General features: G+C 69.5%; 18 protein-coding genes. 11 read left to right on the top strand and 7 right to left on the bottom strand.

What is annotated here, in order from left to right; all coding sequences use genetic code 11:
• Position 1 precedes the first annotated feature (1 nt).
• The 5 genes from htpX to ACTOQ1_RS07005 all read left to right on the top strand — a co-directional run bounded on the left by htpX (position 2) and on the right by ACTOQ1_RS07005 (position 5,898).
• Positions 2–907: a zinc metalloprotease HtpX gene (gene htpX / locus ACTOQ1_RS07025; RefSeq protein WP_440065279.1), complete on the top strand. Its 906-nt coding sequence runs from the start codon at positions 2–4 to the stop codon at positions 905–907.
• 34 nt (positions 908–941) lie between these two features.
• The gene (gene pspAB / locus ACTOQ1_RS07020; protein WP_440065277.1) at positions 942–1,556 is read left to right on the top strand and encodes a PspA-associated protein PspAB; all 615 of its coding nucleotides are present in this window, start codon (positions 942–944) and stop codon (positions 1,554–1,556) included.
• A gap of 161 nt (positions 1,557–1,717) precedes the next feature.
• The gene (locus ACTOQ1_RS07015) at positions 1,718–4,231 is read left to right on the top strand and encodes a serine/threonine protein kinase (RefSeq protein WP_440065275.1); all 2,514 of its coding nucleotides are present in this window, start codon (positions 1,718–1,720) and stop codon (positions 4,229–4,231) included.
• Between the two features lies 1 nt (position 4,232).
• Complete coding sequence (locus tag ACTOQ1_RS07010; RefSeq protein WP_440065274.1) at positions 4,233–4,985, top strand: maleylpyruvate isomerase family mycothiol-dependent enzyme; 753 nt, start codon at positions 4,233–4,235, stop codon at positions 4,983–4,985.
• A gap of 187 nt (positions 4,986–5,172) precedes the next feature.
• Positions 5,173–5,898, top strand: a complete 726-nt coding sequence (locus ACTOQ1_RS07005; RefSeq protein ID WP_440065272.1) for an SIMPL domain-containing protein — start codon at positions 5,173–5,175, stop codon at positions 5,896–5,898.
• 134 nt (positions 5,899–6,032) lie between these two features.
• On the opposite strand, the gene nadA is transcribed toward ACTOQ1_RS07005, so the two are convergent.
• On the bottom strand, positions 6,033–7,187 hold the full coding sequence (gene nadA / locus ACTOQ1_RS07000) for a quinolinate synthase NadA (protein ID WP_440065271.1): 1,155 nt from the start codon (positions 7,185–7,187) through the stop codon (positions 6,033–6,035).
• A 211-nt stretch (positions 7,188–7,398) separates the two neighbouring features.
• Here nadA and ACTOQ1_RS06995 point away from each other — a divergent pair, with 211 nt between their 5' ends.
• Positions 7,399–7,752 carry a HesB/IscA family protein gene (locus ACTOQ1_RS06995; protein WP_030910261.1) on the top strand — a complete coding sequence of 118 codons (354 nt, stop codon included), beginning with the start codon at positions 7,399–7,401 and terminating at the stop codon, positions 7,750–7,752.
• Positions 7,753–7,962: 210 nt separating this feature from the next.
• Positions 7,963–8,949, top strand: a complete 987-nt coding sequence (locus tag ACTOQ1_RS06990) for a carbohydrate kinase family protein (protein ID WP_440065270.1) — start codon at positions 7,963–7,965, stop codon at positions 8,947–8,949.
• A 131-nt stretch (positions 8,950–9,080) separates the two neighbouring features.
• Here the strand turns inward: ACTOQ1_RS06990 and ACTOQ1_RS06985 are convergent, their stop codons facing one another.
• The 3 genes from ACTOQ1_RS06985 to ACTOQ1_RS06975 form a co-directional block, all read right to left on the bottom strand.
• A complete protein-coding gene (locus ACTOQ1_RS06985; protein WP_440065269.1) occupies positions 9,081–9,503 on the bottom strand; it encodes a CBS domain-containing protein in 423 nt (140 codons plus the stop codon).
• Between the two features lie 61 nt (positions 9,504–9,564).
• The gene (locus ACTOQ1_RS06980) at positions 9,565–9,834 is read right to left on the bottom strand and encodes a sulfurtransferase TusA family protein (RefSeq protein ID WP_440065268.1); all 270 of its coding nucleotides are present in this window, start codon (positions 9,832–9,834) and stop codon (positions 9,565–9,567) included.
• A 25-nt stretch (positions 9,835–9,859) separates the two neighbouring features.
• The gene (locus ACTOQ1_RS06975; RefSeq protein WP_440065267.1) at positions 9,860–10,996 is read right to left on the bottom strand and encodes a cysteine desulfurase family protein; all 1,137 of its coding nucleotides are present in this window, start codon (positions 10,994–10,996) and stop codon (positions 9,860–9,862) included.
• A 217-nt stretch (positions 10,997–11,213) separates the two neighbouring features.
• On the opposite strand from ACTOQ1_RS06975, the gene ctaC reads away from it, so the two are divergent.
• The 4 genes from ctaC to ACTOQ1_RS06955 all read left to right on the top strand — a co-directional run bounded on the left by ctaC (position 11,214) and on the right by ACTOQ1_RS06955 (position 15,397).
• A complete protein-coding gene (gene ctaC, locus ACTOQ1_RS06970) occupies positions 11,214–11,960 on the top strand; it encodes an aa3-type cytochrome oxidase subunit II (protein WP_362676671.1) in 747 nt (248 codons plus the stop codon).
• The gene (gene ctaD / locus ACTOQ1_RS06965; RefSeq protein WP_440065265.1) at positions 11,957–13,615 is read left to right on the top strand and encodes an aa3-type cytochrome oxidase subunit I; all 1,659 of its coding nucleotides are present in this window, start codon (positions 11,957–11,959) and stop codon (positions 13,613–13,615) included. The genes ctaC and ctaD overlap by 4 nt, the downstream gene beginning before the upstream one ends.
• Positions 13,612–14,007 carry a cytochrome c oxidase subunit 4 gene (locus ACTOQ1_RS06960; RefSeq protein ID WP_362676667.1) on the top strand — a complete coding sequence of 132 codons (396 nt, stop codon included), beginning with the start codon at positions 13,612–13,614 and terminating at the stop codon, positions 14,005–14,007. The genes ctaD and ACTOQ1_RS06960 overlap by 4 nt, the downstream gene beginning before the upstream one ends.
• Positions 14,008–14,164: 157 nt before the next feature.
• Positions 14,165–15,397, top strand: coding sequence for an Ig-like domain-containing protein (locus tag ACTOQ1_RS06955; protein WP_440065264.1), 1,233 nt, complete (start codon positions 14,165–14,167; stop codon positions 15,395–15,397).
• A 371-nt stretch (positions 15,398–15,768) separates the two neighbouring features.
• On the opposite strand, the gene qcrB is transcribed toward ACTOQ1_RS06955, so the two are convergent.
• The 3 genes from qcrB to qcrC are packed head-to-tail and all read right to left on the bottom strand — an operon-like array spanning position 15,769 to position 19,378.
• Positions 15,769–17,454, bottom strand: a complete 1,686-nt coding sequence (gene qcrB, locus ACTOQ1_RS06950; protein WP_440065262.1) for a cytochrome bc1 complex cytochrome b subunit — start codon at positions 17,452–17,454, stop codon at positions 15,769–15,771.
• On the bottom strand, positions 17,451–18,566 hold the full coding sequence (qcrA, locus tag ACTOQ1_RS06945) for a cytochrome bc1 complex Rieske iron-sulfur subunit (RefSeq protein WP_440065261.1): 1,116 nt from the start codon (positions 18,564–18,566) through the stop codon (positions 17,451–17,453). Before qcrA ends, qcrB begins: the two co-directional genes overlap by 4 nt.
• Positions 18,563–19,378, bottom strand: coding sequence for a cytochrome bc1 complex diheme cytochrome c subunit (gene qcrC / locus ACTOQ1_RS06940; RefSeq protein ID WP_440065260.1), 816 nt, complete (start codon positions 19,376–19,378; stop codon positions 18,563–18,565). The genes qcrA and qcrC overlap by 4 nt, the downstream gene beginning before the upstream one ends.
• Positions 19,379–19,386 lie beyond the last annotated feature (8 nt).

Below are 19,386 nucleotides of genomic sequence, written 5' to 3'. Positions count from 1 at the left end.
TATGGCACAAACCCGGTTCGCCCCGGACCGGGGCCTGACCAGGCGCATGGTGGTCACCATGTTCCTGCTCGGACTGCTCTACGTGGTCTTCGTGGCCGTGTTGATCGCGCTGGGCGTCCGGGCCGTCGTGGTGCTGCTGATCGCCGGCGGCATCCTGCTCGTGCAGTACTTCATGTCCGATCGCATCGCGCTGTTCGCGATGCACGGACGTGTCGTCTCCCCGCAGGAGGCTCCGGAGCTACACGGCATGGTCGACAGGTTGTGCGCGCTGGCCGACATGCCCAAGCCGCGGGTGGCGATCGCCGACTCGGACGTCCCGAACGCGTTCGCCACCGGCCGTAACCAGAAGAACTCCGTGGTCTGCGTGACCACGGGGTTGCTGCGCCGCGTCGACGGCGGCGAGCTGGAGGGCGTGCTGGCCCACGAGATGTCCCACGTGGCCCACCGTGACGTCGCGGTCATGACGATCGCGTCCTTCCTCGGCATCGTCGCCGGGCTGATGACCAGGGTCGCGCTCTACAGCGGCCTGGGCGGGCGCGGGCGCGACGACAGGGGCGGCCTGCCGATCGGCGTGATCATCCTGCTCGTCTCGGTCCTGGTGTACGCGGTCAGCTTCCTGCTCACCCGTGCCCTGTCGCGCTACCGCGAGCTGGCCGCCGACCGCGCGGGAGCACTGCTCACCCAGCGTCCCTCCGCCCTGGCCAGCGCCCTCGTCAAGATCAGCGGTGAGATGGCCCGCATCCCGACGAAGGACCTGCGCGAGGCCGAGCCGTTCAACGCCTTCTTCTTCGCGCCGGCCCTGTCCGGCAAGGCCGGCCTGGCCGCGCTCTTCGCGACCCACCCGCCGCTGGAGCGGCGACTGGAGCAGCTCGGCAGGATCTCCGCCCAGCTCGGGCAGGGCGGGTGACCGGTCGCATGGGGCGTGAGGGGGGAGTGATCCGATGCGCTGGTGGGACGCGCTGATGGGGCGCAGCGAACCGGCCAGGGCCGACCTGGACGCGCTGTTCGCGCTGCCCTCGGCCGCGGTCACCCTGCAGGCCGCCACCGATCTGGCGCCGACGGGGGTGGGGGCGGTCTGCTTCCGCTCGGCCGAGGGCGGGGCGTTCGCCGAGCTGGAGCGCGACGTCACCCAGCTGCTGGACGCCGGAGGCGGCCCCCCGGTGGAGGCGTCGAAGGACTCCTTCGGCTACACGTGGCTGCTGGTGCGCCGTGCCCCCGACATGCTCGGTGACCTGGTGACGGATCTGCACGCGGTCAACTCCTCCCTCGAGGCGGCGGGTTTCGGCCCCTCCCTGCTCTGCTCGCTGGTCTCCTTCGCCGCCCCCGACGGTCGCGGGCTCGCCCTGGTCTACCTCTACAAGCAGGGCACCTTCTACCCGTTCGCCCCGCTGCCCGCCGAGCGGGCGGGTGGGCAGGCGTCCGGGTACGGGGGAGGGCGGGCACAGCGCAGGGACAACGCGCTGGAGTTGCAGGTGCGCGGCGCGATCGGCGGCGAGCTGGAGATCGAGCCGGATCTCGGCCGCTGGTTTCCCCTCTGGGGTGCGCCCGGCCTCTGAGAGGTCCTCGCGAAGCCCTTCCCGCCCGGCCTTTCCGCGCGATGCGCGAGGCCGTCTGGAACGCGCCATCGTGGCTGTCCGGCTTGCGATTTGATGTACGTCCTGTGACCCTTTGCCCCCACAATGGGACCGGAAATCCATCGCGGGAGAAGGGTGTGACCATGGCGGACCTCGCGTCCTTGCGGCCCGGGGATCCCGAGCACGTGCGGGAGTACCGGCTCACCGCCAGGCTCGGCGAGGGAGGCCAGGGCACGGTCTACCTGGGCGTTTCCCCGACGGGGGCGCGCGTCGCGGTCAAGTTGCTCCGCGCGGATCTCACGCAGGACGAGGAGGCGATGGAACGCTTCGTCCGCGAGGTCAGCACGACCCAGCGTGTCGCGCCCTTCTGCACCGCCGCGGTGATCGACACCGGGGTCGACCGGCATCGCCCGTACATCGTCAGCGAGTACATCGACGGCCCGACGCTCGACGCGGTCGTGACCGCCGAGGGCCCGCGCGAGGGCGCGGGCCTGCACCGCCTGGCGATCGGCACGGTCACCGCGCTCGTCGCCATCCACCAGGCGGGGATCGTGCACCGCGATTTCAAGCCGTCCAACGTGCTGCTGGCCCCCGACGGCCCCCGAGTGATCGACTTCGGCATCGCCAAGGCGCTCGACCGGACCTCCACGCTGACCGCGATGGCGATCGGCACCCCTTCGTACATGACCCCCGAGCAGCTGGCCGGGGAGAACGCGGGGTCGCCCGCCGACATGTTCGCCTGGGGCTGCACGATGGTCTTCGCGGCCACCGGGCAGCCGCCGTTCGGTACGGACAGCCTTCCGGCGATCTTCAACCGGATCATGAACATGGAGCCGGACCTGGGGGCGATCACCGATCCGGCGCTGCGCGACCTGGTCGGGCAGTGCCTGTCCAAGGACGCCGCCCAGCGGCCCGCGGCGGGTGAGGCGCTGCTGCGGCTGCTCGGCCACGCGGGCGGCCCGGGTGGCGTGACCGGTGCGGCGCCGCCCACCGCGCCGCGCGGCATCCTGGCCGAGGGCTCGGCCGCCGCGGCACAGCGGACCGGCCCCGGCTCAGGCGGGAACGACCCCGGGCACACCGTGTACGGGCAGCGGAGCCCGGGCGGCGACGACCATGTCCAGTGGGCCCACCGGCGGCACTCCGGGCCGCAGCCGTTCTCCCAGCCGAGCGGGCCCGGCGGGGGACACCCGGCGCAGGGCCCGCAGGGCGGCCCCACCGGTCACCCCCAGCAGCCGGACCCGCGTGGTCACGTCCCGTACCCCCAGCACTCGGACCCTCGCGGTCACACCCCGCACCCCCAGCAGTCGAACCCCCACGGTCATGCCCAGAACCCCGGGCACGTCCAGCAGTCCGGGCCCCACGGTTTCCCGCAGCAGGGGCCGCCTCACACGCGGTCCTCCCCCGGCGGGTATCCCGGCCCCGACGGCTACGCGGGCGGCTACCCCCCGCAGGGCCCCGGGCACCCGCCGCCGGGATATCCGGGACAGCCCGGACACCGGCCCTACGGCGGTCCCGCGACCTACCCCTCCTCGGAGGGGGCGCCGTACCGGAACCCCGCGGCACCGGAGTACCCGGGACAGGCCGCCCCCGCCCGGCGCGGGCGCGGGGCGTGGCCGGCGATCGTGGGAGGCGTGCTGGTCACCGCCCTCGTGGCCGGGGGCGTCGTGCTGGCGCTGCGCGGCACCACCGAGACGCCGGGGACCACCCGGGCGGGCAGTACGAAGGCCGCGAACACTCCCACTCCCACCGCTCCGACGGTGCCGGAGGCCGACAGCACGATCAAGCTGCCCGGCAGCTCGCTCACGCTCCACGAGAGCGACCAGGACCCGATCAAGCTGAGCTCCTACAGCCTCGACTGGGACAAGACCCTCTACGTCCGCGAGCGGGACACCGGGCGGTTCGTCAAGAACGGCAAGTACTTCCAGTACACGGTCAACGCCGAGGGCACCCAGGCGCTGGGCACCGACCGGATGTACGACGCGCAGAGCTACGCGATCGTGTCGATCGTCGATCATCGATCCGGCGCGGCGAGTAGGATCAGGATCACCAAGGCGCCGATCTACCCGACGTTGCCGCAGTGGTCGCCGGACGGCAGGCGCGGCCTGGTGACCCTCTACGAGGCGGTCGGCGACATCAGCAAGGAGTACGGCTTCGCGATCATCGACGTCGCCACGAAGAAGGCGAAGGTCGTCCGCGTGAAGGAGAAGGACGCGGGCAAGTGGAGCTATTTCTGGCGGGGAGACGGCCGGGCCGTCGGCACCTGGGCGCTCACCGGCAAGACCCAGCGCATCCGCTTCTACGACACGCAGGGCACCGTGCTGCAGACGCTGCTGGACGTCGGCACGCCGATCACGGTCGAGGGCGACGACATCTCCCCGTCAGGCTCGTCCCTGCTGACGTACTGCAAGGAGGGCAAGAAGGAGATCTGCGTCTGGTCCACCGGCTCCGACGCTCCGGCGAAGGTCCGGATCCCGTTCGAGACGGAGCGGCTCATCGGCTGGTACGACGACGAGCACATCGCGGGCTGGCGGCGCAAGGGCTCCGGCTACGAGGCGGTGGTGTTCGACTTCACCGGGAAGGTGCAGCGGTTGCTGGTCACCAGCACCGACGCCAAGGAGTACGAGAAGCAGTTCATGCGCTTCACGCGAGAGGGTTGACATGAGGGAGTGGACCCACGCCGAGCACGCCGCGGCCGCCGCCGTGGAGATCGCCCGGATGGCCGACGTCCTGAAGGGGCGTGACATGTCCGTTTCCGTACGGACCTGTCCCGGCTGGGATCTGGCGAGGCTCGTCACCCACACCGGAGGCGTGCACCGGTGGGTGGCCGCCATGGTGCGCGACCTGGCCGACCGGCGCTATGACCGCGACGGCATGGACATGGGCCTGCCCGCCGACCCGGCCGGCTATCCCGCCTGGCTCGGGGAGGGCGCCGCCTTCCTGCCCGAGGCGCTGCTGTCGCAGGACCCGCAGGCGCCGGTGTGGTCCTGGGGCGGGGAGAAGCGGGTGCGGTTCTGGTCGAGGCGGATGCTCCACGAGACCCTCGTGCACCGGGTGGACGCCGAGCTCGCGCTGGGCGTCCCGGTCGTGATCGACGAGCACGTGGCGGCCGACGGGGTCGAGGAGTTCCTCGACGTCCTGCCGTACGTGAAGTGGAACCCGAACGTGGCCGACCTCAGGGGAGGAGGCGAGACGATCTCCCTGCAGGCCGACACCGGAGCCGGGTGGGTGATCACCCTCGATCCCGACCGCTTCCACCACCGGCGGTCCCTGCAACCGGGCACCGTGACCGTGCGCGCCGCCACGTCGGCCGACCTGCTCCAGGTCGTCTGGGGGCGGCGCAGCCCCGACGACTACGCCATCGAGGGCGACGGCGGGCTGCTGGGCTGGTGGCGGGGGCTCACCCGGATCTAGACGGCGTCCACCCGCCCGGGTCCGGGCCGCGTCCGCCCGCCCAGGACCGGCTCGTGCCCGCTCGCCGCGATCTGCCCGGAATCCAACCCGGTCGGCGGCAAAATACCCGTCCGGGATTCGGCCAAGACACGACAGGGCCCACGCAGCGCTCGCCGCCGCGGCCGCGGTCCCGTGGTGCCATGACTTTATGATCAAGATGTCTCAGGCGGTCGCCTCGGCCGTGCTCGTCTCCACGGGACTGTTCCTCGCCGGTCTGCCCGGCGGCACCGCGCTCGCGGACTCCGAGCCCTCCGCGACCACCGCGGAGAGAAATCGCCCCCAGATCACGATCGTGGGCGAGGGCACCGTGTCCACCACCCCCGACATCATGCGTCTGGACACCGGCGTCGAGGTGCGCCGTCCCACCGCCGGCGCGGCGTTCACCGCCGCCCGTACCGCCGCCGCCGACCTGACGCGGGCGCTGCTCGCGGCCGGGGTCGCGGCGAGGGACCTGCGGACCGACGAGCTGACCCTCGGCCCCGAGTACAAGGAGTACCCCACGATCTCCGGCTACCGGGCCACGCAGGGCGTCGAGGCCATAGTGCGCGACATCGACGACGCGGACGACGTGGTGGAGGCGGCGGCCGCCGTCGGCGAGGCTGTCCGGCTGAACGGCATCTCCTTCGAGGTGTCCGACAACCGCGCGCCGCTCAGGCTGGCGCGCGAGGCCGCCTTCAGGGACGCCCAGAACCGCGCCGCGCAGTACGCCAGGCTCGCGGCCCGCGGGCTCGGCCGTGTCATGGAGATAAGCGAGCAGAACGTCACCCCGCCGACGCCGGTCCTCGGCTTCGCCGCGGCCGTCGACAGGGCGTCGATCAGCCCCGGCCGCCGGAACGTCTCCGTCAGCGTCAAGGTGGTCTACGAGCTCGAATAGGCCCCGCTCACGCGGTGCTCCCCCGACCCCGGGTACGCGACAGGTCCCCGGCACGCGACGGGCCCCGGCGGGTCACCACCCGCCGGGGCCCGTCCACGCTCAGGTCCGCCGGCGTCCGCCGACGTCCGCCGACGTCAGGGCAGGGCCAGCATCCGGTCCAGGGCGACCCCGGCCCAGTGGGCGGTGTCGTCGTCCACGGTGATCTGGTTGACGACCTGGCCGGCGGCGAGCGACTCCAGCGCCCACACCAGGTGCGGCAGGTCGATCCGGTTCATCGTCGAGCAGTAGCAGACCGTCCGGTCCAGGAACGTCACGTTCTTGTCGGGGAACATGGCGCCGAGCCGCTTGACCAGGTTCAGTTCGGTGCCCACCGCCCAGGAGGACCCGGCCGGAGCCTCCTCGATCTTCTTGATGATGTACTCGGTCGAACCGACGTGATCGGCCTTGGTGACGACCTCGTGCCTGCACTCGGGGTGCACCAGCACGTTGACGCCGGGGATGCGGGCGCGGACGTCGTCCACGCACTCGGCGCTGAAGCGGCCGTGCACCGAGCAGTGCCCCTTCCAGAGGATCACCTTGGCGTTCTCGAGCTGCTCGGCGGTCAGGCCGCCGTTCGGCCGGTGCGGGTTGTAGACGACGCAGTCGTCCAGCGACAGGCCCATCTCCAGCACCGCGGTGTTGCGGCCCAGGTGCTGGTCGGGGAGGAAGAGCACCTTCTCGCCGCGTGAGAAGGCCCACTCCAGGGCGCGCCTGGCGTTGGAGGAGGTGCACACGGCGCCGCCGTTGCGTCCGCAGAACGCCTTGATGTCGGCGCTGGAGTTCATGTAGGTGACGGGGACGGTGACCCCGGCGATCCCCGCGTCATCCAGAGCCTCCCAGCACTCCTCCACCTGGTCGAAGGTGGCCATGTCGGCCATCGAGCACCCGGCCGCGAGGTCGGGCAGCACGACCTTCTGGGAGCTCGACGTGAGGATGTCGGCGGATTCGGCCATGAAGTGCACGCCGCAGAAGACGATGTACTCGGCGTCGGGGCGGGCCGCGGCCTCCTTCGCGAGCTTGAACGAGTCGCCGGTCACGTCGGCGAACTGGATGACCTCGTCGCGCTGGTAGTGGTGGCCCAGCACGAAGACCCGGTCGCCGAGCGCCGCCTTGGCCCTCCTGGCGCGCTCCACGAGCGCCGGGTCGGAAGCCGACGGCAACTCGCCGGGACAGTCGACGCCGCGCTCGCTGTGCGGGTCGACACCTCTGCCGAGGACGAAGAGCGGAAGCCCGGTCTCGGTGGTCGTCATGGCCACACCCCCTTATCGTCGAAGTGACGACTAATGATGACACACAGGATTGGGGCTTTATTCCGGGGGAGGGGGTTTTGTCCAAAGACGGATGTGTCTGTCGTCTCAGGAATGTGTACAGGGGGACGGGTGTTGGTAGCGTCTGAGAAGGACGTCATAAACAGACAGCCGTTCCCGGGGAGCGGCTGACGCAGACGCGGGAGTCATCAACATGTCGGTTGAGAGCAGCGAGACCACGGCGCAGGGCCTGATCCTCAGTTCCGCGGCCGCGGCGAAGGTCAAGAGCCTGCTGGAGCAGCAGGGCGAGGAAGGTCTCCAGCTGCGCGTGGCCGTGCAGCCCGGCGGCTGTTCCGGTCTGCGCTACCAGCTCTTCTTCGACGACCGTTCGATGGACGGCGACGTCGTCTCCGACTTCGACGGCGTGAGCGTGGTCACCGACCGGATGAGCGCTCCCTACCTCGTGGGCGCCACCGTCGACTTCGTCGACACCATCGAGAAGCAGGGCTTCACGATCGACAACCCCAACGCCACCGGCTCGTGCGCCTGTGGAGACTCGTTCAACTAGGCGAGCTCGGCAGGCGAGCCGGACCGGCGAGAGCGCCCGGCCCCGCGGGGTGACATCGGTCACCCCGCGGGGCTTTCGCGTGCCCGATCGGGGTAGCCCGCGGGGTGAGAGCGGGACGCGGGAAAGGTCGCGTATTCTTGCGTGGCTCAACTTCCCGTGCGGCTCAATCGCCCACGTTCCGAAGATGCAGACAACGAGGAGAAGAACCCCGTGCGCATCGCCGTCACCGGCTCAATCGCGACCGATCAACTGATGACCTTCCCCGGCCGCTTCAGCGACCAGCTCATCGCCGGCCAGCTTGATCGGGTTTCCCTGTCGTTCCTCGTGGACGACCTGCAGATCCGCCGCGGCGGCTGCGCGGCCAACATCGCGTTCGGAATGGGCTGCCTGGGGCTCAAGCCCCTTCTGGTCGGCGCGGTCGGCACCGACTTCGCCGACTACCGCTCCTGGCTGGAGCGCCACGGTGTGGACTGCGACTCCGTCCACGTCTCCGAGACGCACCACACCGCCCGTTTCCTGTGCACGACCGACGACGACCACAACCAGATCGCGTCGTTCTACACCGGCGCGATGGCCGAGGCCCGCCTCATCGAGCTCGACCCGGTCGCCCGGCGGGTCGGCGGCCTCGACCTGGTGCTGATCAGCCCCAACGACCCCGAGGCGATGCTCAGGCACACCGCCGAGGCGCGCCAGCGCGGCATCCCGTTCGCGGCCGACCCCTCCCAGCAGCTCGCCCGCATGCCCGGGGAGCAGATCCGCGAGCTGGTCGACGGTGCCGCCTACCTGTTCGGCAACGACTACGAGAAGGGCATGATCGAGCAGAAGACCGGCTGGAGCGACGAGGAGATCCTCGACCGGGTCGGCGTCCGCGTCACCACGCTCGGTCCCAAGGGTGTCGTCATCGACCGCAAGGGCGAGCCGTCCCTGCACGTCCCCCCGGCGCCCGAGCTCGGCAAGGCCGATCCCACCGGCGTGGGCGACGCCTTCCGCTCCGGATTCCTGTCCGCCCTGGCCTGGGGCCTGTCCCTGGAGCGCTGCGGCCAGGTCGGCAACCTCACCGCCACCCACGTCCTGGAGCGTGTCGGCGGTCAGGAGTACGAGCTCGGCCAGAAGGTCTTCCTGGAGCGCCTCGCCGACGCCTACGGCGCCGACGCCGCCGCGGAGGTGGCCCCCTTCGTGAAGTGCCACCACGCCTGAGCCGCCACGGCCGGGACACCGGTCCGCCGCCGGTCCGCCGCCGGGCCAGTCGCCCGGCGGTGGACCGGCCGGTGCCGCCGGCACGGTCCACCGGCCGGGCCGCCGTGTCAGGTGCTCGCGCGGGCCGGGCGTCAGCCGCTCGCGTAGACGCGGTGCACGAACTCGGCCAGCTTGTCGTCGGACAGCTTCCTGGCCAGGTCGGCCTCGGTGATCATGCCGACGATGCGGCCGTCCTCGATCACGGGCAGCCGCCGGATCTGGTTCTGCTCCATCTTGGCCAGCGCCTCCTCGACGCTCGCGTCCGAGGACACCCAGACCAGACCGGTCGCGAGGTCTCCCGCGGTCATCTGGGAGGGGTCCAGGCCCTGCGCCACGCACTTGACCACGATGTCGCGGTCGGTGATGATCCCCTTCAGTCGGTCGTCGCTGCCGCAGATGGGCAGCGCGCCCACGTTCATGTCCCGCATCATCTGTGACGCCCGGTCGAGTGTCTCGTGTGCCTCGACGCACCGGACCCCGGCGTGCATCAGATCTCTGGCCGTCTCACCGCTCATGCCGTCCCCCCGAACCGTTTGGCGTGTTTTCGGGGGAGGTCATACCCAATTTCAGGACATGTCAGTAGTTGCGGCGCACGTGAATGGCCCAGCCGCGCTCCGGGAGCTCGTAGCTGCCCACGTGGTGGTGTGACTTCAACCGGCACCAGGCGGGGATGTCGGTGAAGGCGGCCGGATCGTCGGCGAGGACCGCGACGATCCCGTTGCGCGGCACGTCGTTGATCTGCGCCGCCAGCATGATGATCGGGATCGGGCACTTCTTGCCCAGCGCGTCGATGGTCAGGGCGGGAGGCTGTGCCGATCCCGCCGGAGTGGTCTGGCCGGACGTCATCACGTCTTCACTCCCCGAATGTTGATCAAAGCTTGACACCGGCCTCCTCGCGTATCCTCCGCACCGCGTCCGGCAGGAAGGCGAGGAAACGGTCGACATCCGTCGCCGAGGTGCCCCGGGGTAGCGAAACGCGGACGTTCCCGTGCGTGAGCACTCCCATGGCCTCCAGAACATGCGACGGACGAAGCGTACTCGCCGTGCAGGAACTGCCGGACGATACCGAGAACCCGGCCTTGTCGAGTTCCGTCAGCAATGCCTCACCTTCCACGTAAAGACACGAAAAGGTGACAATATGCGGCGCTCGTACGACCGGATCGCCGATGACCTCGACGTCCGGGACCAGCCGGGGCACCTCGGTCCTGACGCGGTCCACGAGCGCCGAGAGCCTGGCCGACTCCATGGCCGACTCGGCCACCGTGGCGCGCAGCGCGGCGGCGGCCGCGACGATCTCCGGCACGTTCTCGAAACCGGGGACCCTGCGGCGCTCGCGGTCGTCCTCGGGCAGCGGGGTGCGCCACCGGGTGCCCTTGCGGACCACCAGCACGCCGACCCCCGCGGGGCCGCCCCACTTGTGCGCGCTGGCGGCCAGCACCGACCAGCCGGGGGGCAGCGGCATCCTGCCCGCCGTCTGGGCCGCGTCCACCAGCAGCGGCACCCCCGCCTCGGCGCACGCCGCCGCCGCCTCGGCGACCGGCTGGAGCGTGCCGACCTCGTGGTTGGCGCTCTGCAGGCAGGCCAGGGCCGTGCCCTCGGCGCGGACCGCCTCGCCGAAGACCTCCGGGTCGACCGCGCCGGTGATCCCGACGCCGACCGTCTCGACCGAGCCGCCGTCGCGCTCGTGGACGCCCGCCGCGTGCAGCACGCAGGAGTGCTCCACGGCCGAGGTCACCAGACGGCGACCGGCCCGGTGACGGCCGCGCAGGGTGCCGAGCACGCCCAGGTGCACCGCCTGGGTGCCGGAGGAGGTGAACGAGACCTCGTCGGCCCTGGCGCCCAGGGCCTCGGCCACCTCGGTCCTCGCCTGTTCCAGTAACATCCTTGCCCGGCGGGCGGAGCCGTACAGCCTGGCGGGGTCGGCCCAGCCGACGTCGAGGGCCGCGATGAGAGCCTCGCGCGCCTGGGGGTGCAGCGGCTCCGTGGAGGCCGCGTCGAAGTACGCCACGCCTCAATCGTCGCACCACGCGCGGTGCGGACGGGGGCTGCGGGGGAGGGCGAGGGGTGTCCGCGCTAATGTGTCCCCCAGCGTGAAGCTGTTGACTACGAAATCTTGAACGTGAACAAACGACCGCCCAGGAGCGACTCCTGGGCTTCATCTGTGGGGTAGGCGATCCGTGAGTCCGACCCGCCGTTCTGCACGGCGTCCGTTGGCCCGCCGCCGGGTGCCACGCGCTGCCGCTCTGGCGCTGCTGCTGGTTTCCCTGACGGCGTGCAGTGCCGAAGACTGGTCCCGAGGGGGCCTGCCCGAGGGCGTCACCAAGCAGTCCGACGCCGTCCAGAGTCTGTGGAACGGCTCGTGGATCGCCGCCCTCGCCACCGGTGTGGTCGTGTGGGGCCTGATCCTCTGGTCCGTTGCATTCCACCGTAAGAAGAAGAACTCCAAGGAGGAGCTGCCGCCCCAGGTGCGGTACAACCTCCCGATCGAGATCCTCTACACGGTGGTGCCGATCATCATGGTCGGCGTCTTCTTCTTCTTCACCGCGCGGGACCAGAACTACATCAACGAGATGTCCGGCAAGCCCGACGTGAAGGTCAAGGTCGAGGGCTTCCAGTGGAGCTGGCGCTTCACCACGGAGTACAACGGCAAGACCGTCCAGGTCGTCGGCAAGCCCGCGGCGGACTACATGCAGGGCCCGCAGCTGGTGCTGCCGGCCGGCAAGAAGGTCGAGTTCGACCTGCACTCGCCGGACGTCATCCACTCCTTCTGGGTCCCGGCGTTCCACTTCAAGCGTGACGTGATCCCCGGCGTGACCAACAAGTTCGAGGTCGACACCGTGAAGCCGGGCGTCTACGCCGGCCGCTGCGCCGAGCTCTGCGGCGTGGACCACAGCAGGATGCTCTTCTCGGTGAAGCTCGTTCCGCAGAACGAGTTCGACCAGTACATCGCTAGCCAGGCGGGTGCCCAGTGACCGCACTTAACGAACCCCTCGTCCTCTCCCCGGTGCCGACCCGCAAGGGCTCGATCATCACGAAGTGGGCGTCGTCCACCGATCACAAGATCATCGGACATCTCTACCTGATCACCTCGTTCATCTTCTTCCTGATCGGCGGCGTCATGGCGCTGGTCATGAGGGCGGAGCTGGCGCAGCCGGGTCTTCAGTTCACCAGCAACGAGCAGTTCAACCAGCTGTTCACCATGCACGGCACCGTCATGCTGCTGATGTTCGCGACCCCGTTGTTCGCGGGCTTCGCCAACGAGCTCATGCCGCTGCAGATCGGCGCCCCCGACGTCGCCTTCCCGCGGCTGAACATGGTCAGCTACTGGCTCTTCACCTTCGGCAGCCTCATCGCCCTGTCGGGCTTCATCACCCCGGGCGGCGCGGCCAGCTTCGGCTGGTTCGCCTACACCCCGCTGTCGAACGCGATCAGCTCGCCGGGAATCGGCGGCGACCTGTGGATCGTCGGCCTGACCATCAGCGGTCTGGGCACGATCCTCGGCTCGGTGAACTTCATCACCACGATCATCTGCATGCGCGCGCCCGGCATGACGATGTTCCGCCTGCCGATGTTCACCTGGAACGTCCTGCTCACCTCGATCCTGGTGCTGATGGCCTTCCCGGTGCTCGCCGCCGCGCTGCTGGCGCTGGAGTCCGACCGCAAGCTCGGCACGCACATCTTCGCCTCCGAGACCGGCGGCGCGCTGCTCTGGCAACACCTGTTCTGGTTCTTCGGGCATCCGGAGGTCTACATCATCGCGCTGCCGTTCTTCGGCATCGTGACCGAGGTGCTGCCGGTCTTCAGCCGCAAGCCGCTGTTCGGCTACATCGGCCTGGTCGGCGCGACGATCGCCATCGCGGGTCTGTCGATCACCGTGTGGGCGCACCACATGTTCCCCACGGGGCAGGTGCTGCTACCGTTCTTCTCCTTCATGACGTTCCTCATCGCGGTGCCCACCGGGGTGAAGTTCTTCAACTGGATCGGCACCATGTGGCGCGGCCACCTGTCGTTCGAGTCGCCGATGCTGTTCTCGATCGGCTTCCTGGTGACGTTCCTGTTCGGCGGCCTGACCGGCGTCATCCTGGCCTCCCCGCCGCTGGACTTCCAGGTCTCCGACTCCTACTTCGTGGTCGCGCACTTCCACTACGTGGTCTTCGGCACCGTGGTGTTCGCGATGTTCGCGGGCTTCTACTTCTGGTGGCCCAAGTTCACCGGCAAGATGCTGAACGACACGATGGGCAAGATCCACTTCTGGACGCTGTTCGTCGGCTTCCACACCACGTTCCTGGTCCAGCACTGGCTCGGCGCGCAGGGCTTCCCGCGCCGCTACGCCGACTACAGCCCGATCGACGGCTTCACCGACCTCAACATGGTCTCCTCGGTCGGCGCGTTCCTGCTGGGCGCCTCCACGCTGCCGTTCCTCTACAACGTGTGGAAGACCCACAAGACCGCTCCGCAGGTCACCGTGGACGACCCGTGGGGGTACGGCAACTCGCTCGAGTGGGCGACGTCCTGCCCGCCGCCGAGGCACAACTTCACCTCGCTGCCCCGCATCCGGTCCGAGCGCCCGGCGTTCGACCTCAAGCACCCGCACATCCCGGCCCGTGAGCTGGAGGAGAACCGATGAAGGTCCAGGGCTGGTTGTTCATCCTGTGCGGCGTCTTCTTCGCCGCCGTGGACGTCGTCTACTGGTACTGGTCCAAGGAGCCGGTCGGCACGACGGCGATGGCCATCTCGGTGGGCTTCGCGTTCATGATCGGTTACTACCTCATGTACACGGCCCGCCGGATCGGCGATCAGCCGGAGGACGACAAGCAGGGCGAGATCAGCGAGGGCGCCGGCGAACTCGGCTTCTTCAGCCCGCACAGCTGGTGGCCGCTCTTCGTCTGCCTGGCCGTCGCGCTCAGCGCGGTCGGCCTGGTCATCGGCTGGTGGCTCTTCCTGATCGGCGTGTTCGCGATCGTGATGAGCATGATCGGTTTCGTCTTCGAGTACTACCGGGGCAACTTCTCGCACTGACCTCGCGTTTCACCGCCATCCGAGCGGGTCACGGAAAAGCTTCCGTGGCCCGCTTTTTGGCGTTTATTTGGCGCCTAGGGTGGATGTCTTATGTGGTGAACCGCTTACTCCGGGTAATAACTGAATCAGTGGTTCAGTCCGGGACAGGGGAGTTCATGTGGGGCACGCGATCCGTGGTTCGAGCCAGGGAGCGGGACTGCTGACTCTCGCGCTGGTGGCCTCCTGCTCGGGAAACACCGCCGTACAGGGCGGCCGGACGCCACAGGCGTCGCAGAACTCACCCGCCGCCGTCGCCGCGGCCGTCGTCACCGTGGCCCCTCTCGACAGGACCAGGGGCGTTCCCACGGACACCCCCGTCCTGGTCGCGGCGCAGGGCGGTACCCTGCGGCAGGTCGCCGTCAGGGCCGTGAAGGGCGCCAAAGGCTCCCTGCCGGGCGTTCTCAGCGCCGACGGTACCCAGTGGCGCAGCAGGGGCGTCGCGGCTCCAGGGGCCTCCTACGAGGTCTCCGTGACGGCCGTCAACCCGGCGGGCGCCGTCACCACCACGACCTCCTCCTTCTCCACGGTGAGGAAACGCGAGGCCTTCGCGATCGAGAACTTCATGCCGGGCAGGGACACGACCGGCCTGACCGTCGGGGTCGGCATGCCGGTGATGATCACCTTCGACCGCGACGTCACCGACCGGGTCTCCATCGAGCGCAACCTGTTCGTCCGCACCTCCAGGCCGGTCCTGGGGGCGTGGCACTGGTTCGACGCCCGGAACGTTCACTTCCGCCCGAAGAAGTTCTGGCCCGCCGGTACGAGGGTCCGGGTCGAGGCCCGCCTGGCGGGGGTACGCGGCGGCAACGGCCTGTACGGAGCGGCGAACAAGACCGTCAACTTCAAGATCGGCCGCTCGCAGATCACCCGGGGCAGCGTCCAGACGCACCACCTCACGGTGAAGCGCGACGGCAAGGTCGTCCGCGAGATTCCCATGAGCGCCGGGCAGGGCGGCAACTGGAAGTACCACACGACCAGCGGCGTGCACCTGGCCATGTCACGGGAGAACGTCACCGTCATGACCTCCCCGGGCATCGGGCCCGGTTCCCCCGGCTACTACCGGCTGACCGTCTACGACACCGTCCGCATCTCCAACAGCGGCGAGTACATCCACGCCGCTCCGTGGTCGGTCGGCTCCCAGGGCAACTCCAACGTCAGCCACGGCTGCGTCAACGTCAGCCCGAGCAACGCCAAGTGGTTCCTGGACAACACCCTGATCGGGGACCCGATCATCATCACCGGCTCGCCCCGCGTCCTGGAGCCCCTGAACGGGTGGGGCCACTGGCAGGAGAGCTGGAAAGAGTGGCTCAAGTGGAGCAGCCTCAAGCACTTCAACACCGACGACGTCTGACCGGCGGCGTCCTGACGCCCCCTGGGAGCGCCGGGGACACGGGACGAGTTGTGGGTGGCCTCGGCCGGGGAAAGGCCCGCAGAAGCCTTCTGGGGGCCTCCGCGGGGGTCTTGTGGCAGCTCAGGGGCACCGTCGTGCCCGTCGTCCGGCACCACTCGGAACCGTCGTCAGGTGACGTGCGGAGCCGTCGTCCGGTGCGTGCGAGGCCGTCTTCCGACTTCCGAGGACATGCGAGACCGTCTTCCGGGGACATGCGAGCTTCCGGGGACATGCGAGGCCGTCGTCCGAAGACGCCTCCGGTGACGCGCGAAACGGAGGGCCCGGACACCATGCGGTGTCCAGGCCCTCCGGGTGGCGTCAGCCGTGGCGGGTCAGCGGGTCAGGGACTTGTCGTCTCCGGCCTTGCCGACCGTCGCGTGCTCCCCGTGACCCGCGCCGATGGCGTCGTGGTCCTCGCCGTGGCCGTGACCGTCGTCGAGCGGGATCTTCTCGCCGCCGTACGCCGCGCTCATCTTGGCGCGCAGCCTGCCGAGCGGGCCGCGCATCCCCTTGGACGGGATGTCGTCGCGGTTCTTCGGGCCCGCGCCGCCTCCGGAGACGATCGGGATCGCCTCCTTGCCCCGCATGTGGGCCTCGATGGCCTCGTTCGGCGGGACGTGGACCTCGATGTACTCGCCGTGGGGCAGCCGCTTGATCACACCGGACTCCACGCCGTGGCTGATGATCGCCGCGTCGCTGCGCTGCAGGCCCAGGCAGATCCGGTAGGTGATGATGTACGCCAGCACGGGGCCGGCGATCACCAGGAACCGGCCCGCGTAGGTCGTCCAGTTCAGCGAGATGTGGAAGAACGCGGAGATCTCGTCGTTGGCGCCCAGCAGCCACAGGACGCCGTAGAACGTGACCGCCGACATGCCGATCGCGGTGCGGTGCGGGTTGTTGCGGGGACGCTCCGCGACGTGGTGCTCGCGGCGGTCGCCGGTGACCCACTGCTCGATGAACGGGTACAGCGCCAGGCCCGTCATGACGATGCCCATCGGCACCAGGGCCGGGATCAGCACGCTCATCGCGAGCGTGCCCCCCGCGCCGCCGAAGAGGTTGAGCTCCCAGGCGGGCATCAGGCGCAGCGAGCCTTCGAGGAAGCCCATGTAGAAGTCGGGCTGCGAGCCCGCCGAGATGTCGGCGGGGGTGTAGGGACCGAACAGCCAGATCGGGTTGATCTGGGCGAAGGTGCCCAGCAGCGCGATGACCCCGAACGTGAACATGAAGTAGGCGCCGGCCTTGATCATGAAGGCCGGGTAGAACGGCGCGCCCACCACGTTCTCGTTGGTGCGGCCCTTGCCCGGCATCTGCGTGTGCTTCTGGACCCACATCAGGATCATGTGAGCCGTGATGAGCGCGAGCAGGATGCCCGGGATGAGCAGGATGTGCAGCGAGTAGAAGCGCGCGATGACGTCCTCGCCCGGATACTCGCCGCCGAAGAGGAAGAAGGTGATCCAGGTGCCGACCAGCGGCAGCGAGATCGCCACACCCTCGGTGATCCGCAGACCGGCGCCGGAGAGCAGGTCGTCGGGCAGGGAGTAACCGGTCAGGCCCTCGGCCAGCGCCAGCGTGAGCAGCAGCACGCCGATCAGCCAGTTGAGCTCGCGCGGCTTGCGGTAGGCGCCGGTGAAGAACACCCGGAGCGCGTGCACCATCATGCCGCCGATGAACAGCAGGGCCGCCCAGTGGTGCATCTGCCGCATCAGCAGGCCGCCGCGCACGTCGAAGCTGATGCTCAGCGACGAGGCGTACGCCTCGGACATGGTGACGCCCTGCAGCGGGCCGTACGAGCCGGCGTACTCGACGTGGCCCATGCCGGGCTTGAAGAAGAACGTCAGGAACGTGCCGGTCAGCAGCAGGATGATGAACGAGTAGAGCGCGATCTCACCCAGCAGGAACGACCAGTGGTCGGGGAAGATCTTCCGCAGGTTGCGCCGGAGGAAGTTTCCCGCGCCGATGCGGTCGTCGACGAAGGTGCTCGCACCCTCGATGGGCTTGGGCACGGTCTCGATGCTCATGACTTTTGGGCTCCGTTCTCACGGACCTCGGCCTCGGCGTCGCCGCGCTCCCAGAAGCTGGGACCGACAGGGACCGCGAAATCCGCCGTTGCGACGAGATATCCCTCATTATCGACGGCGATCGGCAGCTGAGGAAGCGGCCGAGCGGCCGGGCCGAAGATGACCTTGGCGCCGTCGGCGGCGTCGAAGGTCGACTGGTGACACGGGCACAGGATGTGGTGGGTGGTCTGCTCGTACAGGGCCGCGGGGCAGCCGACGTGCGTGCAGATCTTGGAGTACGCCACGATCCCGTCATGTGTCCAGTTCAGGTTAGTCCCGGATTTGAGCTCCTCGGGACGGAACTTGATCAGGATCAGCGTGGCCTTGGCCAGCGCGTTCAGGTCGTGCTCGTACCCTTCGGGCACCACGGAGAGGATGCCGCCGGGGGAGTTGAAGTCGGCGGCCCTGATGGGAGAGCCGCTTCCCTCGACGAGGAGCTTGCGCGGCTCGCCGTCCTTGGTCTTCTCTCCCCAGACGGTGTGCCGGAGCTTTTCCGGGAAGTTCGTGTAACTCGGGCCGAGGTCGCGCAGCAGGACCAGCGGGGCCAGACCGAGCGGGGCGGCGGCGAGCAACAGGGTGCGGCGCAGCAGCGGGCGCTTGACGATGCCGCTCTCGTTCGCGCCCTGCAGGAAGGTCTCGCCCACGTAGGACCTGGTCTCGGGGTCGGAGGCCATCGTGTGGCGCTCCTGGACCAGGTTGTACTTGGGCATGACCAGGCGGACCCAGGTGGTCAGGCCCGCGGCCAGCCCGAGCAGGGCCAGGGTGAGCGTGCCGCCCAGCGCGAGGTTGGAGACCTGCGTCTTCTCGATGTCGCCGACCTGGAAGACGACGTACGACACCACGAAGCCGATGCCCCCCAGGAAGGCGACCAGGAAGCAGAGGGCGGCGTACCGCTCGCCCTTCCTCGCGGTCGCCTCGTCCTGCGGGACCACCCCGGGAACCTGGACGACGTCCGTCTTCCTCGGCTCGTCGCGGCCGAGAAGCGAGGTGCTCGCCGCCGGGGAGGGGGTGCCGATCACGCGCTTCGGCGCGCGCTCCTCCGGCTGCTCGATGTCGTGATTGTTGTCAGTCATTTGGCCTGTCGCCTCTTCGCGGTGATCCAGATGGCGGCCAGGGAGAGGAGGCTGAGCCCGACGACCCAGGCCACCAGACCCTCCGTGACCGGGCCGATGCGGCCGAGACCGGCGCCGCCCGGGTTGGGCTCCTCACGCACGCCCACGATGTAGGCGATCATGTCCCGCTTCTGCTCGGGGGTGATGATGCTGTCGTTGAACACCGGCATCGCCTGCGGGCCGGTGATCATCGCCTCGTAGATCTGCTTCTCGGTGGCCTCGTGGAGCGGCGGTGCGTACTTGCCCTGGGTCAGGGCGCCGCCGGAGCCGACGAAGTTGTGGCACTGGATGCAGTTCGCGCGAAACAGCTCCCCGCCCTTGGACTTGTCGCCCTTGGAGGCGTCGACCTGCTCGTCGGTCGGGACGGTCGGGCCGCCGCCGAGTGACTGCACGTAGGCGGCGAGCTGCCGGACGGTGTCCTCGTTGACCCAGGGCGCCAGGGGCTTGCGCGGTGCCTGCGCGCCGGGGTTGGCCAGGGGCATGCGGCCGCTGCCGACCTGGAAGTCCACGGAGGCGGCGCCGACGCCGATCAGGGTCGGACCCTGCGCGGTGCCCTCGGCGTTGAGGCCGTGGCAGCTGGAGCAGCTCTGCTCGAAGAGTTTCTTGCCCTCCGCCACGTCGTCGGCCCTGCCGGACGCGATGGCGGCGTCGGCCTGCCGGCTGGGGGAGATCGCGAGCGCGACGGTGTAGACCCCGCCGATCAGGCCCAGGGCCAGGAGCAGGACGGCGTATCTCGCGAGGGGATGCCGCCGCCCAGCGGTGATCCTATTCACAGAGATCC

The sequence above is a fragment of the Streptosporangium sp. OZ121 genome, from assembly GCF_051918885.1.
In the GTDB taxonomy this organism is placed as follows: Bacteria; Actinomycetota; Actinomycetes; order Streptosporangiales; family Streptosporangiaceae; genus Streptosporangium.
This window is presented reverse-complemented; position numbering and strand designations above follow the sequence as displayed.

Coding starts and splice junctions, on each gene's coding strand:
- ACTOQ1_RS07005 (WP_440065272.1), top strand. CDS start 5,173: ATGATCAAGATGTCTCAGGCGGTCGCCTCGGCCGTGCTCGTCTCCACG.
- pspAB (WP_440065277.1), top strand. CDS start 942: ATGCGCTGGTGGGACGCGCTGATGGGGCGCAGCGAACCGGCCAGGGCC.
- ACTOQ1_RS07010 (WP_440065274.1), top strand. CDS start 4,233: ATGAGGGAGTGGACCCACGCCGAGCACGCCGCGGCCGCCGCCGTGGAG.
- nadA (WP_440065271.1), bottom strand. CDS start 7,187: ATGACGACCACCGAGACCGGGCTTCCGCTCTTCGTCCTCGGCAGAGGT.
- ACTOQ1_RS06980 (WP_440065268.1), bottom strand. CDS start 9,834: ATGACGTCCGGCCAGACCACTCCGGCGGGATCGGCACAGCCTCCCGCC.
- ACTOQ1_RS06960 (WP_362676667.1), top strand. CDS start 13,612: ATGAAGGTCCAGGGCTGGTTGTTCATCCTGTGCGGCGTCTTCTTCGCC.
- ACTOQ1_RS07015 (WP_440065275.1), top strand. CDS start 1,718: ATGGCGGACCTCGCGTCCTTGCGGCCCGGGGATCCCGAGCACGTGCGG.
- qcrB (WP_440065262.1), bottom strand. CDS start 17,454: ATGAGCATCGAGACCGTGCCCAAGCCCATCGAGGGTGCGAGCACCTTC.
- htpX (WP_440065279.1), top strand. CDS start 2: ATGGCACAAACCCGGTTCGCCCCGGACCGGGGCCTGACCAGGCGCATG.
- ACTOQ1_RS06985 (WP_440065269.1), bottom strand. CDS start 9,503: ATGAGCGGTGAGACGGCCAGAGATCTGATGCACGCCGGGGTCCGGTGC.
- ACTOQ1_RS06995 (WP_030910261.1), top strand. CDS start 7,399: ATGTCGGTTGAGAGCAGCGAGACCACGGCGCAGGGCCTGATCCTCAGT.
- qcrA (WP_440065261.1), bottom strand. CDS start 18,566: ATGACTGACAACAATCACGACATCGAGCAGCCGGAGGAGCGCGCGCCG.